At 43.0% G+C, this 17436-nt stretch carries 11 protein-coding genes; 10 read left to right on the forward strand and 1 reads right to left on the reverse strand.

Going from position 1 to position 17436, the window contains the following annotated elements; genetic code table 11:
- Positions 1 to 130 precede the first annotated feature (130 nt).
- Positions 131 to 5125, forward strand: coding sequence for a translocation/assembly module TamB domain-containing protein (locus B2575_RS01030; RefSeq protein ID WP_296239798.1), 4995 nt, complete (start codon positions 131 to 133; stop codon positions 5123 to 5125).
- Positions 5126 to 5383: 258 nt separating this feature from the next.
- Here B2575_RS01030 and hemP read toward each other — a convergent pair whose 3' ends face one another.
- Positions 5384 to 5542 (reverse strand): hemin uptake protein HemP, encoded by a 159-nt coding sequence (gene hemP, locus B2575_RS01035; RefSeq protein WP_227672156.1) that lies wholly within the window; start codon positions 5540 to 5542, stop codon positions 5384 to 5386.
- A 296-nt stretch (positions 5543 to 5838) separates the two neighbouring features.
- Between hemP and B2575_RS01040 the strand changes: the two genes are divergently transcribed.
- The 9 genes from B2575_RS01040 (at position 5839) to B2575_RS01080 (ending at position 17187) form a co-directional block, all read left to right on the forward strand.
- On the forward strand, positions 5839 to 6942 hold the full coding sequence (locus B2575_RS01040; protein WP_201559857.1) for an NUDIX domain-containing protein: 1104 nt from the start codon (positions 5839 to 5841) through the stop codon (positions 6940 to 6942).
- A gap of 440 nt (positions 6943 to 7382) precedes the next feature.
- Positions 7383 to 8561: a lipocalin family protein gene (locus tag B2575_RS01045; protein WP_296239802.1), complete on the forward strand. Its 1179-nt coding sequence runs from the start codon at positions 7383 to 7385 to the stop codon at positions 8559 to 8561.
- 339 nt (positions 8562 to 8900) lie between these two features.
- On the forward strand, positions 8901 to 10346 hold the full coding sequence (locus B2575_RS01050; protein ID WP_201559855.1) for a glyceraldehyde-3-phosphate dehydrogenase: 1446 nt from the start codon (positions 8901 to 8903) through the stop codon (positions 10344 to 10346).
- Between the two features lie 285 nt (positions 10347 to 10631).
- Entirely contained in the window at positions 10632 to 11849 is a 1218-nt protein-coding gene (cgtA, locus tag B2575_RS01055) for an Obg family GTPase CgtA (RefSeq protein WP_201559854.1), read from the forward strand.
- 79 nt (positions 11850 to 11928) lie between these two features.
- On the forward strand, positions 11929 to 13101 hold the full coding sequence (gene proB, locus B2575_RS01060) for a glutamate 5-kinase (protein WP_201559853.1): 1173 nt from the start codon (positions 11929 to 11931) through the stop codon (positions 13099 to 13101).
- A 293-nt stretch (positions 13102 to 13394) separates the two neighbouring features.
- The gene (hemE, locus tag B2575_RS01065) at positions 13395 to 14531 is read left to right on the forward strand and encodes a uroporphyrinogen decarboxylase (protein ID WP_045445031.1); all 1137 of its coding nucleotides are present in this window, start codon (positions 13395 to 13397) and stop codon (positions 14529 to 14531) included.
- A gap of 110 nt (positions 14532 to 14641) precedes the next feature.
- Positions 14642 to 15709, forward strand: a complete 1068-nt coding sequence (argC, locus tag B2575_RS01070) for an N-acetyl-gamma-glutamyl-phosphate reductase (RefSeq protein WP_296239808.1) — start codon at positions 14642 to 14644, stop codon at positions 15707 to 15709.
- A gap of 101 nt (positions 15710 to 15810) precedes the next feature.
- Positions 15811 to 16677 (forward strand): hypothetical protein, encoded by an 867-nt coding sequence (locus B2575_RS01075; RefSeq protein WP_296239810.1) that lies wholly within the window; start codon positions 15811 to 15813, stop codon positions 16675 to 16677.
- Between the two features lie 102 nt (positions 16678 to 16779).
- On the forward strand, positions 16780 to 17187 hold the full coding sequence (locus B2575_RS01080) for an ATP-dependent Clp protease adaptor ClpS (protein ID WP_087814601.1): 408 nt from the start codon (positions 16780 to 16782) through the stop codon (positions 17185 to 17187).
- Positions 17188 to 17436 lie beyond the last annotated feature (249 nt).

Below are 17436 nucleotides of genomic sequence, written 5' to 3' on the forward strand. Positions count from 1 at the left end.
TTGAACATTATTAAGTCGTCTCAGTTAGTGAAATTGAGACAGGTTCAATATACGCTATTAGTAATATCCGTTGTATTTCTTATTTATCGTGCCGATTGCCGGTGACCATTCTTTAACGTAGTTGAGTGTCATGCTGACAAAAAATACCCCGCCTAATAACGCCCCAGATGAAGATCCAGCACAGCGCGATGCTCGTGCCGTCAGACGTTGGTATCCGCTGTCATTTTTGCTCAAATTACTGGTGCTTATTTTAATTGTGCTGGCCATCATGTTTGCCGTGTTTTTTTACGCAATGGGCACAGAGTCGGGTACGAAGTTTATATTAGAGAAAGTCAGTGCTGAGACGGGCATTGATTTTAAATATGGTCGCGGTAATTTACGTGATGGAATCTGGGTCACTGATATCGATATCAAGGCGACTGAAGACCTTGAAGTATTGGTTGATAAAGCTTATGTCAAGATAGGCTGGCGTGCCATATTTGCCAAAGAAGTGCATCTGCGTGATGCAGACATACAAACCATTGAGATTATCAATAACAAGCCACCAACGGGTGAGCCGTTCGATTATAAAACGTTACAGCTACCAGTGAACTTACGCTTTGATCACGCTAAAATAAAAAATATTACTTATAAACAAGTGACCAAAGAGCCAATCGTTGTGCAGGATATTGTTGCCCGTGATTTGACATGGGTCGGTAGCATGGTAACGGTTGGTCGCGGCGATTTACAATATGCTGATATCGTCAAAATCAGTGCCTTACAAGGTAAAATTGATTTACAAGGCGACTATCCGCTAGATTTAAGCGCGATTGCAGAAGTCAGTGCGCTAGAAAAAGCCTATGTTGACCCATTGAATATCACGGCAACAGGGACGCTAAAACGTACGGTTGGTAAAGTTCGTAGTCGCTACAATGACAGCGATGTGAGCGGTGATTTTGTTGTACAGGGTTTGGATCAGGACTCGCCATTCCAGGCAAAATTGCAATGGGATGATATTTTGATCCCTTATGCGGAAAGCCAAAAAATTCGTTTAAAAAGTGGTACTGCTACCGCGACAGGGGTGATCTCTGAAATACGTCTGCGTATCAATACTGAGCTGACGGCTAAAGACATTCCGTCTGGTCACTATCAAGGTCGCGCCGTCATTGCAAACAGTCAGTTACGTATTGATCGCTTAGATGCTCAGGTGCCAGCTGGAAATTTAATTCTGCAAGGTATTTTAGATTGGCAAGACAGCTTTGATGCAAAAGTGCGAGCGACAGGTAGCAATTTTGATATTCGCCGCGTTATTCCTGATGACTATGCTGATTTCAAAGCATATGCACCGCAAAAGCTGAATGGTCGATTGTCACTACATTATCAGCAGAAAAACAGCGCTGGTAACATAGAGCTTGATGCAGATTTGCGTCAACGTGATGGCGAGCATGTGAATGCTAATATCGTCCAAGGCAAAACGTCAGCGAAGTCGACACAGGTAGCGCCTTGGTATATCGATGCCAAATGGCAAAACCTAATCCGCCGCGATGTGCCTAATATCGGTAATATTGATAGTCCGCGTGGACAGGCGGATGTCATCATTCGTGGCTCACGGTTATCAGTAGATGCCAATGCAGTCATTAATGAATTGAATGCCGCTCCTAAAGGCAACTATGATGTGCGCGTGCGCAAAGCTGGGGATGTCATCGACATCAATCGCCTGAACTATAAAGGGGTCGTGGGCGACTTATCAGGTACTGGACAGATTCAATTGGCAAATAAAAAGCGTCCGTTGACATGGCAGATAGATGCGCGTACCAATGGGTTATTACCCAAACAGTATCGCAGTGATTTGCCGCTTGAGCGCCTAACCGGTAGCGTCAGCGCGCGTGGTCGTTTATTGACTATTACTAAAGGTGGCGTTAGTGGTCAGCGTCATATTATTACCTTAAACGATACCGACTTGCAGGCGCAACTTGATGCGACTCAAGATGGCCGTGCTATTGGCATAACGGGTGCGGGTGATGCCAAAATCGATATCGTTGGTGGCGAGCTGTCTATGTTCGATGCGCGCTTCAATGGACAAGTCGATACTGCAGATGTGCCAAAAGGACGCCTATCTATTGATGCGGCTGGCACGCCAAAGTTTATTAGTATTCGTAAGCTCAATTACAATGGTGAAGCGGGCGCAGTGAATGCCAAGGGCGTCATCGATTTGCGTAAAAATATCGGCTGGACGATAGATGGTCGCTTCGACAAGTTCAATTTGGGTTATTTTTTACCCAATAATCCAGCGATTATCACTGGTGATCTAAAAACCAGTGGCGAGTGGCAAACTGCGCCTAAGAATAGTAAAAATACCGCAGGCAAACTGCAACGTTTTGCGGTGAATTTTGATGGAGTGCTAGATGCTGAGCAATTGCCAGCGGGCAAGCTGACCATTGATGCCAGTGGTGATGATCAGCTGATTCGTATCAAGCGTTTCCGTCATGTGGGCGCGGCAGGCAGTATTGACGCCAAAGGGACGGTTGATGTACGTCAAGGCATTGCATGGGATATTGACGCAGTGATGGATCGTTTTAATATTGGTTATTTCCTCAAAGATACCCCAAGCCTTATCACCGGTACTATCGATACGGATGGGCGCTGGAGTGACTCGCAGCAAATCATTAATATCAAAAAAATTGATTTAAGAGGTATGCTAAAGGGTCAACCGCTTAGTGCCAAGGGTAGCTTAGCGGCGAAGATGCGTCTGCCAAAAGATTTGGCAAGCTATTTCAAGCGTCTACAAACGCAAGATGCACAGGCGCAATATAAGCAAGTAAATGCCTTGATAGACAGCTTAAACGCGGATAATTTAGTGCTACGTTGGGGTGATAATTATGTCACTGCTAATGGCAATGCTAAGCAATTACAAACCAAAATTAATATCACCAGTCTGGATCAGTTGTCAGATAAATTGGCTGGCAAAGTCACTGGCGGTGCGACCTTATCACAGCCAACAGGACAAGCGCTGCCAACCATTTATATCGATTTGGTTGGTGAGCGGATTGCGCTGCCGGGCTTTATTTTGCGCCAAGGTCGCGTGCGCGGTAAGCTGGTCAATTTGGCAAACAGCCCAAGTCAACTTATTATCACCGCTGAAGGCTTAGATGCAGCTGGACAGAGTTTTAAAAGCGTTAAAGCAACCTTTAATGGTACTGAGCAGGCGCATGTAGTCAATCTTGACGTTGCCAATGAGCAGCTTACGATTGGCGCAAGGCTTAAAGGCGGCTTCAATCGGGATAAACTAAGCTGGTCTGGCGTCATCGGTAAGGGCCGTGTTCAATCCAAATATGCGACCTTAAATCAGTTACAGCCAGCGCAGTTAATTGTTAATTTACCCAACAATCAAAATGGCAATACTACCGATTTAAAAGTACAGTTGGCAGCGCACTGCTGGCAGGCCACCGATCAAACGGGCAAGGTGTGCTTACGTGAAAACTTAATCGCGTCACCTGATAAAGGTGAGGTGAATATCGCCTTACAAAATCTAGATACGTCATTACTATCGGTCTTTTTACCCAAAGATATCGACTGGCATGGCAAAATTAATGGTAAGGCGATTGTTGGCTGGCAACGTGGTCGTCCACCGACGATTAATACCACACTGTATTCAGACAACGGCAAAATCGGTTTGATTCAAGATGGTGATAGTTTACCCGTCACTCTGCCTTATAAGCGGGTCTCATTGATTGCACTGTCCGTCCCTGAGGGCATCAAACTACGTACCGATATTAACACTGGTGGCGGTGCGCGGGGCTATGCTGAAGTGGTCGTTGATCCTTATAAGACACCTAAGCCAATTTCGGGCGCTTTGGTATTGAATGAGCTTAACCTTGCGATATTCAAGCCTTTCTTCCCAGGTATGCGAGTGCTAGAGGGCAATGTCACGATGGCAGGAGGATTGGGCGGTACATTAGATAAGCCGCAATTCTATGGCGATGTGAAACTTGCTAATGGCCGTATTGCGATGCTTGATTTGCCCATTAATTTAACCAATGTAAATACTGACGCCAAAATTCGTGGTACGCAAGCGACTATTGATGGAACCTTTAGCAGTGGTACGGGTAAAGGGGTTTTGACTGGGACAGTTAATTGGCAACAAAAACTCCAAGCCAAGCTTAGCGTCAGCGGCGAGCGTTTGGTGATTACTCAGCCACCATTGTTAGTGGCAGAAATCAATCCTGATATTGATATCATCGTGCGTCCAGGCGATCGTTATGTCGATATTAAAGGGGCGGTCAGCGTACCGTCAGCGACCATTCGTCCGCCAGAAGCCAGCGAAGATATCATTACTCAAACCGAGGATGCAGTAGTTCTTGATCGTCGTCTCATTGGCAATATTGATGAGGTATTGGCAATATCGAAACCTTGGTCAATCAATGCGGATATCGGTGTCGACTTGGGTGATGATATCAACTTCCGTGGTTTTGGTGCCGTTATTCCTTTAGCTGGTGCGATTAATATCACTCAAAATGGCACGGGTGTCATGCGTGCGAAAGGGGTGGTGCAAGTATCACGTCGTACCAATATCAACGCTTTTGGTCAGAACCTAGAGCTTAACTACGGACAAGTGCGCTTCAACGGTGATGTGATGAAACCTAACCTCAGTATTGAGGCGGTTAAAACGATCAGTGGTAAAACGGTAGGTGTGCGTGTCAAAGGCAATACAGAAAGCCCCAATATTATTGTCTTTAATAATGCAGGTTTGACCCAACAGCAGGCGATGAATGCTTTGGTGACAGGTCGAATTAATAACAAGGGCGCCACCCAAATCAGTGAGCAAGGCTTTAAATCGCAAGTGACGAATAACCTAGCCGCCGCGGGCTTAAGCTTTGGACTGAGTGGCACGCGCAATCTAACCAATCAAATCGGTCAGATTTTTGGTTTTCAGAGCTTGACCGTTGATGCCTCAGGTAGTAGTGAAGACACCAACGTCAACGTCACCGGTTACGTGACGCCTGACTTGTATATACGCTACGGAGTAGGGGTGTTTAATGCTCAAAATAGCTTATCTATTCGTTATCAGTTAACTCGACGTATTTATGTAGAGGCAACCTCAGCGGCAGAAAACGCGGTGGATGTGGTTTACAGTTGGCAGTTCTAAATCGCATCGTTTTATCCAATAAAAAACGCCTTTGAATGAAGGCGTTTTTTTATAGATAGGCTAGGGGGTGTCCTTAATTCAATCGATAGTCATCTAAATGGGTTTAAAATGGCTAAATCTTGCTGAACGGCGTCAAATAGCTGACTAATATCTCGATATTAGTCAGCTATTTTCCTTGTTTGACGGCAATTTATCTCATTTTTATCACCATTTTTAAAATGAGGACACGCCCTAATATTGATGATCAATGATATTAATCTATTTAGTCAGGATTAAGCGATTATTACGTGTCAAACGTAGTCGATACTCTTCACCCTCATGCTCGATACGCACTTCTTTAGTGAGTGCAAATAAGTGTTGTGATTGCAAAGTTGGTAAACGGTTTTCACGGCAATTCAAGTAACGAGAGATAACCATGCTCATAATAAATTCCTTTTGATAAAAAATGGCTGAATAGTAATGGCGATACAGTAACTATCTTTAACGATAATAATTATCATTTACATTGAAGGATTTTGCAAGGTAATTGATAAAATAAAATGCAGTCATTGTGTAAACTTATCTAAAGCAACTTTTGTAAATGAGGTTTAAATAAATAAAAATCAGCTAATTGTTATTATAAATCAATAGGTTGGTTTTAAATCGACTTGGTTTTTTGAAAGTATAAACCAATCAAATCGCACTTTAAAAAAACAGTAATAAAGGAGACGCCGATGCCAAATGAAGCAGACAACCACATTGATAGCTCATTTAACAGCGAAAAAGTACTTATCGTAAACGTGGCAGTTGCGGTCATTCATCATAAAGCCCAATATTTACTTGGATTTAGAAACGCCGCCCAGCATCAAGGCAACCGCTATGAATTTGTAGGTGGCAAAATAGAAACCAATGAAAACGCCGAGCAGGCATTGATTCGGGAAGTCGCTGAAGAGACAGGTATTGAGATTTGTGACAATACGATGGTCAAGCTTGGACGTCTACATCATGATTATGGTGATAAACAGGTCAGTTTACAGATTTATAAGGTTGAGCTGACTGCGCAGCAGTATGAGGAGCATAAGCATCGCCAATATGGGCTAGAAGGTCAGGCGCTAACGTGGGTAAATAAGGCAGATTTATTAGCAGGAAAGTATCATTTACCCGCTGCTAACCAGACGATTCTCGAATGGTTGAGTGTGCCAACAACGATAGCAATTACCTATCCATTGACGCATTTTGATGCCTCACCTGATCCAATGGCCGCATGGCTGACTTTTCATCAAAATAAGCTAACAGCCAATGCTTGGGTATATATTCGAATAAAGGCAGCTGGCTCAGAAAGTATAGCAGCGCAGTTGATGCATATGCGTCCAGATATTAAGGCGATTGTCCCTTGTGATGTCAATGGACAGACCCTAACCACTGAAGCGCCGCTAGCAATGAAAGATACAACCACTGCCAATTCAATCGTTGCCAATCATCTGTCTCATACCGCATTGTTACAATGGTCGAAGGATACACAAGATACAGTGCTGTCTAAAAATTATCCGTTAATAGTCAGTTGTCATGATGCCGCTAGTATTGATGCTGCCAATAAACTGGCTCATACTCGGTTACAGCAGCAATTACCGCCCGTCATTGGCGCCTTTTTGTCTCCTGTACTAGTTACCCATACACATCCTGATACTGTGCCACTTGGTTGGGAATCATGGTCAGCATTGGCACAATTGGCTGACATGCCGATTATCGGTTTGGGTGGTTTATCACCTGTGATGATTCATCAAGTATTAGAGCATGGTGGTATCAGTGTTGCTGGTATTCGACAGTTCTTTGAATAGTAAAAAACTAATAGAGGGAGTGTTGGCACCAATGCTGACCAGTCCTGAACCAGAATTGGCATTAATTGGCATCTATCAGGGCAAATAATTGATTTTTAATATATTTATCCAATCAGTAACTATGTGTTTACTCGGTATTTATTCTGCTGCATAAACGCATAGTTACTTACAAACCGTTGCTTTTTCCTACATTGCGACACTGTTTTAATAGTCGAGCTGCCATTAATATATATCACCTAAACAAAGAGTACTTACTCTATATTCTTATAAGCGAATTGCTTATCAATATACCTCTTAAGTCCTCTCATAATATTTGGTTTTTACAGCGCCAGCTTTTACATTCAATATATTTTTAAAAGTTGAAGACGCACAGAAGATGAGAGTACATATAGGGCATATAAGAAGAATAGTTAACAGTCACTATCAATAATGGTACCTCTATGAAAACCAATAAGTTACCTCAATCAGCATGGTCTGATACAAAGGAAGCTGGTTCTCAATCTAAGCAGACTACCCAGTCGCGCCACTATCATCTGAATGAGGATAGTACACGGCAGACAGGTCATGCCAGCAACGATGCTAGCTACAACCATGATAATCTAAATGACCAATATTCTACCCATCTGGCAAAAAAAACGTCTTCGCAAGATCACTATTTTGGATATAAAAGCGCCGATAAGAGCCCACTACGGGCAAAAGAGTCTGCTATGACTAACAGCAACAATAACAAAGATGGCGATTCAAAACATAGCGAAAGCAGTAATTTCGTTAGTGATTACTGTATCAAGGATAGTGGACGCTGCACTAACGATTATAAATGGTCACAAGAGCTGAGCGAAAAAGAATCTGGACAGAACCACCATTCAAAGCAAAATACTGATTCATCATCAACCTCTACTTACTCATCATACAAAGAAATACCGGAGCGTATATTTATGAATGGACTTATCAAGCATACGGGCATAGCTCTAGCTATTATCATACCATTAGCTGCATTTTCAGCGTATGCGGCGACGCTACCAGTCAATGCTAAAGCTGACATGACTGCTAACGCCACTATTGATAGAACCACTACAGAGACACTGTCAATTAAGCCAAATGCCATCATTCATAAGTCTGCAAGTACACCGACCACAGTGGATAGCGTTGATCTAAAAAGGTATGCAGGGACATGGTATGAGATAGGTCGTTTGCCCATGTATTTTCAGCGCAATTGTGCCAGTAATGTCACCGCCAATTATACGGAAAAAACCGATGGTTCAGGTATCATAGTCACTAATAAATGCGTACAGAAAGACGGTTCTGGTATTACTTCTGAGGGTATCGCTAAGCCTGTTGATGAGTCAGGCAGTAAGTTAAAGGTCACATTTTTACCATCGTGGATTCGTTGGTTGCCAGTTGGTCGTGCCGACTATTGGGTACTAGCACGTGATGCTGATTACAAGACTGCTTTAGTAGGAACACCTGATAAAAAATATTTATGGTTATTGGCGCGTTCGCCAAACGTCACTCAAGAAACCTATGCCAAATATCGTCAAATCGCTCAACAGCAAGGCTATGACTTAAAGGAATTTAAGTTAACCTCGCAGACCAATCAAACGGTTAGTCTCGTTCCATAAGGAGCATCACTTACTAGATACTGGGTTAAATAGTAGTGTTACTTCATCATCCACTATTTGATACTGGCAATAATAAACAATAAGGCAGCATAATTGGCTGCCTTTATTTTTATAATAACCTGCATAACTCAATAAAATGCTTTATAAGCGCTAGCAGATCGGTTATCACTGGCAAAATAGGCCGTTTTAGGCTAAAATCTAGGCGATCTCAATACTCTATATCAATAACTGACACCGATATCGTGCGGTTGCCATACTAGAGTGATTGCGTAGACCACACATAATCTATCTAATCTGTATTCTCTATCATTTACTGATCACACATTACTGACCATAAGGATGTTTCTCGTGAGCAACGCTGATACCTTACGCCAATTACATCAAGACCACTTAAGCAACTACAACAATCAAGAGCAACAAGCGATTGAGCTGATGGGGCTATTGAATAAGCTCTATAATGAGCAAGACGTACAAGTAACCTTGTTCGGTGACACGTTAAATACGACGTCAGTTGGTCAAATATTGGCATTGCATCAAAAAGTAGCCTTGCGTAACCAAGAGGCTAAATCTATTGATATCGCTGACACTTTAGCCATGGTTAAAGCGCTAGCGGCTAATGATAAGCTTCAGTCTGCACAGGTTGATGTTGGTCAATTAATCGCTAATGACAGTGATTTACAAGCAGCACTTCAAGCCGTTAATAGTGATGACACTACGGTTAATCCTGCGACTGATGTTGTGCTATACGGTTTTGGTCGTATCGGTCGTATTTTAACTCGCCTGCTATTATCACAAGCGTCAAGTGCTAAAGGTATGCAGTTAAAAGCCATAGTTGTACGTCCTGCGGCATCTGGCGATTTGGCCAAGCGCGCCTCATTGCTAGAGCGTGATTCGATTCATGGTAGCTTTGCTGGTGGCGTGGTGGTTGATGATGAAAACAACGGCTTGATTATCAATGGCCGCTTTGTTCAGGTCATCTACGCCAAAGATCCAAGCGAGATCGATTATACGGCTTACGGTATTAATGATGCGTTAGTGATTGACAATACGGGCATTTGGAAAGATGAAGCGGGTCTTGGTAAGCACTTGCAATCGACTGGTGTGAAAAAAGTCCTATTAACAGCCCCAGCTGGCGGTGAGATTAAAAACGTTGTTTATGGTGTAAATAACGATACAGTCGGTGAAGATACAATCGTCAGTGCGGCGAGCTGTACCACCAACGCAATCACCCCAACGTTAAAAGTATTGAACGATGAATACGGTATCGAAAACGGTCACGTTGAAACGATTCACTCATTCACTAACGATCAGAACTTGATTGATAATTATCATAAAGCGGATCGCCGTGGTCGTAGTGCTGTATTGAATATGGTTATTACCAGTACGGGTGCTGCTAAAGCGGTTGGTAAAGCACTGCCAGAGCTTAGTGGTAAACTAACGGGTAATGCCATCCGTGTACCAACGCCAAACGTCAGCTTAGCGATTTTAAACTTGAATCTTAAAACAGCACCAGAAAATGCTGATGCGTTAAATGAATTCATGCGTAAAATCTCTAATAGCAGTCAGTGGCAAACACAGATTGCTTATACAGATTCTACTGAAGCGGTATCGACGGATTTTGTTGGTGATACCCATGTAGGTATTGTCGATGCCCAAGCGACTATTTTGACCGACAATCATGCCATTGTTTATATCTGGTATGACAATGAAGTTGGCTATAGTACGCAAGTATTACGTTTAGCCACACAAATGGCAGGCATCAGTTATACACAGATTCCAGCTTAATACATTTGTACAGCAGTAGTGAGTTTTTAATATTGAGGTACTCTTTATAAGAAAGTATTTTAATAGTCACTTTTAGCATGGACAAATAGATGTGATTTTTTAAGTTAATATATACCGCACCCGATAGTCCAATTGGTTATCGGGTGTTATTGTCATAAATAAAGCAATGATATATAGCAACATAGACGTAAGTCTCCTATTTTTTAAAAGATACCTATAGGCAAAAGAAGCAGTATATGACTGCTATTGAGTCTATAAACTAGAGTGTAAATAAAGGAACGTAAGATGCGATTTATTGATGAAGCCGTCGTAACGGTAAAAGCAGGTGACGGTGGTAACGGAATCGCCAGTTTTCGCCGAGAAAAGTATGTCCCACGTGGTGGACCTGATGGTGGAGATGGTGGCAAGGGCGGAGATATTTACGTCATTGCAGAGGATAACACCAACACCCTAGTGGACTATCGTTATACCCGTCGTCATGATGCTATGCGAGCAGAGAATGGCCACAGTAGAAACTGTTCAGGCAAGGGCTCTGATGATTTGTTTTTACCAGTACCTATCGGTACCACGGTAGTTGATACCGAAACTGACGAAGTGTTGGGTGACTTGATTGAACTTGGTCAGACGCTACTGATTGCCAAAGGTGGTGATGGTGGTTTGGGCAATACCCATTTTAAGAGCTCTACCAACCAAGCACCGCGTAAATCGACGTCTGGTTTTGAAGGTGAGTTAAAAGTTCTTAAGTTTGAGCTAAAAGTTGTGGCTGATGTTGGCTTGATTGGTTTGCCTAATGCTGGTAAATCTACCTTTATTCGTCAAGTCTCTGCTGCTAGACCAAAAGTTGCTGACTATCCGTTTACCACCCTCGTTCCGAATCTAGGTGTGGTTGATATCGGTCGTCATCGCTCATTTGTGATGGCAGATATTCCAGGTTTGATCGAAGGTGCTTCAGAAGGTGCTGGACTTGGCATTCGTTTCTTAAAACATGTGGCTCGTACTCGTCGTCTGTTACATGTGGTTGATGTAAAGCCAATTGATGGCAGCGATCCGGTAGCCAACGCTCGTGTTATCTTGAATGAACTTGAGCGTTTTTCGCCTGAGTTATCCAACTTGCCCCAGATTTTGATATTAAACAAAATTGATCAGGTGCCTGACGAAGAGTTAGATGAGCTTTGTACTCATATTGTCGCCGAGCTTGATTGGACAGGCGATGTATTTCGCACGTCAACCCTAATGGGTGAAGGGACGGATGCAGTTAAATATCATTTAATGAATGAGATTGAACTAGAGCGTGAGCGTGAACTAGAAGATCCTATCTTCGCTGAAGCACAAAGAAGCCGTTTTGAGCGCTTAGAAGTAGAAGTACGTCTAAACACTGAGGCGCAGCGTGAAGCCTATCGTGCGGCTCGCAAAGCGGCTCGCGAAGGTGTAGATTTAAGCGACGACGATGCTGATTTTGACGATGACGACGAAGATGGTGTCGAGGTCATTTATGTTCCTTAAGCTAACACGCTTGAGCTGATATACTTGAATTTTTTAGATCAATCCCCGTAATCAATTCACATGAGAGACAGGAGTTTATATGGCAGGTGACATAGAAAACACGACCGAAGAAGCAAGGTTTATTAAACAAACTCGCAACTTTGATATTCAGCGCGTTATTGTCAAGATTGGCTCATCGTTGTTAACCAATAACGGTCGAGGGCTGGATCGAACTGCCATATATGAGTGGGCAAAGCAGATCGCTAAATTGCACAAGCAAGGCGTCGAAGTACTGCTAGTATCGTCAGGTGCCGTTGCTGAAGGTGTGGTACGAATGAACCTTGAGGAGCGCCCGAAGAAACTAGCAGCACTACAGGCCTGTGCTTCTATTGGTCAAATGGGTTTGATTGAAACGTGGTGGTCAGCATTAATCCAACATGGTATTCAAAGCTCGCAGCTGCTACTAACACATGATGATTTGTCCAATCGTAGCCGTTATCTCAATACGACGGGCGCGTTGACACAATTACTAGAGTGGCGCGTGCTACCAGTCATCAATGAAAATGATACCATTACCATTGATGAAATTAAATTTGGTGATAATGATACTTTGGGCGCGATGGCGGCGGCGATGGTCAATGCCGATTTATATATCATTTTAACCGATCAAGATGGGGTGTTTACGGACAACCCACGTGACAATCCTAATGCAAAAATGATTCGCCAAGAGCGTGCGATGGCGGATTACTTATTTGATATTGCAGGGGATGGTGGCAAGCTTGGTTGCGGCGGTATGCTGACCAAAATTCGTGCTGGTCGTCTTGCTGCGATGGGTGGTTGTCCAACCGTTATCGTGAGCGGTGCTATCGATGATGTTATTACTCGTGTGGTATCAGGCGAAGCGGTCGGTACTTTGTTGACCACCAATGATCAAGACAAAATCATTGCACGCAAACAATGGCTTGCCGCACATTTACGTATGTCAGGCACTCTAATAGTCGATGCAGGCGCAGCAAAAGCAGTAGTCGAGCATCACAAGAGCTTGCTACCGGTCGGCGTTGTGGAAGTACGCGGTGATTTCGATGAAGGTGATGTGGTTGAGGTGGTTCACCAAGATACGGGCGAGCGTTTAGCGGTTGGACAAGTGAACTTCTCATCTCGGGATGCTTGCCGAGTGGCTCGTGAGCGTACTGAGCAGTTTGATAGAATTCTTGGTAATAATGAAGAGCGTGTGGTCATGGTACACCGTGATAATTTAGCGCTGACCATGTAGACCATTCATGGTATTCATCTAATTTCAAATATGAGCACGATATTATTGATTAAAGACTAACGGCAAATGACGCTCTAAAAAACACAAATACTTTTAATGATTACTGTTTTTATGATTGTTAACACGAGAGATATTAACCAATAAATTGTTATTAACTAATATCTCATTATTTGTGGTTTTTTAGAATAGATTGTCGCTATCTAAACGTTTTAATATTCTTTTATTCAACTTATTTTATCCAGCACCGTATTCATTGATGATCATGAATGCGGTGTTGTTTTGGAGATTTGTACATGAGTGCTTCAGACAATAGTAACTCGATTCAGCAAGAGTTTGCGCCTTTAAAGAACGACAGATTGTTACGGGCATTACGCTTTGAATCAATAGACACCACGCCAGTCTGGATGATGCGTCAAGCTGGTCGTTATTTACCAGAATATAAAGCCACTCGTGCAGAAGCGGGTGACTTTATGAGCCTGTGCAAAGATACGGACCGCGCCACTGAAGTCACTTTACAGCCACTACGCCGTTATGATTTAGATGCTGCTATCTTATTTAGTGATATTTTGACCATACCTGACGCTATGGGTCTAGGCTTATACTTTGAGGCGGGCGAAGGCCCTAAGTTTAAACATCCTATTCGTACGCAAGCAGACTTAGATAGATTGCCAGTACTTGAACCCAATGATTCTCTTGATTATGTCATGCGTGCGGTGACGAGCATCCGCAAAGCATTAAATGGTCAAGTGCCGTTATTTGGTTTCTCTGGTAGTCCATGGACATTGGCCACCTACATGATTGAAGGCGGCAGCTCAAAAGACTATCGTTATACTAAAGGCTTTTTGTATAGCAACCCTGATTTCTTGCATCAATTATTAGATAAATTAGCCACTTCTGTCATTGATTATCTAGATGCACAGGTGGTCGCTGGCGCTCAAATTTTACAGATTTTTGATAGTTGGGGCGGGGCGCTTGGCCATCGTCAGTTTATCGATTTTTCTCATGCTTATAATAAGCGTATCGTCGCTGAATTAAAAGTACGCCATCCGCAGATACCAGTGGTATTATTTACCAAAGGTGGTGGGTTATGGTTGGATGTGCAAGCAGATAGTCAAGCTGATGTTTTAGGGTTAGATTGGACGATGCCCATTGATCGTGCACGCCAAGTATTGGCTGAAAGTCAGCGTCAATTGACCAAACAGCACAAAAAACTACAGAGTAGTAAAGCCATTCAAGGCAACTTGGATCCAGCAACATTGTATGGTTCACCTGCGACGATTCGTGCTGAAGTAAATGCAATGCTTGATAGTGCTTATGCAAGCGGCGAAAAAACGGGTTATATAGCAAACTTAGGTCATGGTATTACGCAGTGGGTCAATCCTGACAATGCCAAAGTATTTATCGATGCGGTGCACGATTATAAAATCTAAAGCTGCTAGAATCCAAAAATGACAAAGTTCAGGTATATAAGCGAGCTTTCTATCTAAGATTTGTTTAACAAACACTGATATTTACCAAGTAAAATAAAAAGGAATATCTTATGATTTCAGCAGCGATTGTTGGTGGTACAGGTTATACGGGTATTGAGCTGATTCGCTTGTTATCTGCGCATCCTGAAGTATCTATTGATTTGCTAACCTCGCGTAGCGAAGCTGGTACACGCGCTGATGAGATATTTCCAAGCTTACGCGGTATATCAGATATTGTCTTTAGCGACTTGGGCGATGAGACGCTTGCAACGCTGCAAAAGTGTGATGTGGTCTTTTTTGCCACTCCACATGGCGTAGCGATGAAGCAAGCAGAGGCGCTAACGCAAGCTGGTGTGAAAGTCATTGATTTGGCTGCTGATTTTCGTTTGCAGTCGCTGTCCGATTTTGAACACTGGTATCAGCAGTCGCATGCTTGTCCTGAGCTGCTAAAGACAGCCGTTTATGGTTTACCTGAAGTCAATCGCAATAAACTTGCCACTGCTTTAGTCGTCGGTAATCCGGGTTGTTATCCGACTACCGCTATTTTGGGTTTGAAACCAATAATCGATATGCAAAATAAGCAAGCAGAGAGACTGGTGGAATCACGCATCGTTATCGATGCAAAGTCTGGTGTTTCTGGCGCTGGTCGCCAAGCTTCACTTGCGCTTAATTATGCTGAAACTACTGATAACTTTAAAGCTTATAGCGTTGAAGGACATCGTCACCTGCCCGAGATTGAGCAAGGTGTGGCGCAGTTATTAGACAGCCAGTTCACCCATCGCATTCGTTTTTTACCGCACCTTGTACCGATGATACGTGGCATGCTGAGCTCTATTCATCTTGAGCTGACGGATGCGGGTGCTGCCATTGATTGGCAGCAGATATTTGAAACATGCTATGAATCAGAAGCGTTTATTGATGTCATGCCAAAAGGTATTTATCCAGATACCCGTAGTGTCCGCGCCAGCAACCGTTTACGCATTGCTGTGCATCAAGACAATGAACGTGCAGAATTGACATTGATTGTCGTACAAGACAATTTGGTAAAAGGCGCTGCAGGACAAGCGGTACAAAACATGAATGTCATGTTCGGATTCGATGAAACAATGGGTCTAAACTTTGCACCTATTGTTCCGTAGCAGATGTTTAGCTGTGGTCAAATCATTCACATTTATGGTGCTAGGTATTGATTATAAATTCCGCTATAATATTGCCATTACTGTTAAGAGATATTGTCTAAATGCGTGTCAAGCTTGTACGACGCTTTTGCTCACAGCCCGCACCTTCATCGTGCAAAGACTCTGATTTGTATCATTTAGAGCGTAGTCCGCATTCTCTTAAAACCAATGCTAGTTCAGTAACTAAGGTAGGTGGTACCCAACAAGGGGCATCCACATTGGTGTTGGCTCTCTTTGTCGTTGTCATATTGGTGACTGCCATTGTTGGATTGATATTCGGTCATAAATTAGGATATCAGCGTGGCTTTCATTCTATGCAAACTGAAACCAAGCAAGCGATGATCAATAGCACTGAGGCAACAGAAGCGCTTGAAGATTTACGTCTTAGTCATAAAATAGCGGCCAATCAAGCGGCTACTGCTAAGCAGGAGCTGGCGATTAGCTTGGCGAACATCAAAGAGTTGCGTGAAAACCAGCAAGAATTAATGGTTGAGAATAGACAAGTCTCTCAACTGAATGAGTTATATGCTGATGTCCTTCGTGACAAAGGCGGCATGCCTTTACAAGTAATAGCAGCAAAGATTGAACCGTTACCTGAAAATGCCTTCGAATATGGTTTCGATATAGGCATGCTTGCTAGCGATGGCAAAGCCAAACGCCTAAAGCCAACGTTGACGTTGCTCAATGACGATGATTTTGTGGAGGTGCCGCTAGATCCTCCAGTTTATACTATTGAAGGTATCGTTCGTATTCGTGGTCGTTTCATGATGCCATCAGGTTTTAAACCGTTACAAGTCAAACTTAGCTTACAAGCTGGCGGACAACAAGTGGAGCAGCTCTATGATTGGAAACTTGGCGACCGAGTTGATAATATGCCGCTATCACTTTTAGATTTACCTGAAGTCGACGAAAGTCCGATTGAGCCTTAATCTATTCATATTTAAGAGCGCTATAATAAGCATTGCGTTTGCCAACCTCTGCTAGCGCCCTTTATTCTGTTATAAATATAACCATTAATTTGTATGCCAATTATGATAAAACAAACCCTATTGCAAGCGTTGCCAACTGTTGCTGATTGGCACTTTCCAACCATACCTGCTCACCGTGCACAAGATGGTGATACGGATGGCGAGACCTCGCCACAAGCAGATGTACTGGTAGCAGAGCCAGAAGTGGCTAAGCCGCCTATGTATGCCGTCGTTATGTATAATGATAATTATACGCCGATGGAGTTCGTCGTTTATATTTTGCAGTCCGAATTTCGTCATAGTATGGATTCGGCAGTCGAAGTTATGCTGACGATTCATAACAGTAGCAAAGGCATTGCTGGTATCTATCCTAAAGATATCGCTGAGACCAAAGCCAAAAAGGTAAATAGTCTGGCACATCGTGAAGGCTATCCCTTATTGACCCAGATTGAGCCACATCAAGGCGAATAAGAAAATAGCGTAAATATGAATTTAAAGTTCTATCTTCTTCTCGTGTTTCTATCTTATTATTTCCAATGGTTTTATCGTTTAGAAACCCTTTCAAGCTCTAAAAACCGCTCATTGTGAGCTTGATAGGTACTCTGTATCCAAGCAGTCACTCATAAATTCCTTATTATAAAAATGTCCTAACCTTGATTTTTCTTTAATATACCCTTATCTATATTAAGTCATCACATCAAACAGCTGTCTAAATTTTAT

The organism is Psychrobacter sp. UBA6739 (assembly GCF_002453835.1).
GTDB classification, from domain to species: domain Bacteria; phylum Pseudomonadota; class Gammaproteobacteria; order Pseudomonadales; family Moraxellaceae; genus Psychrobacter; species Psychrobacter immobilis_A.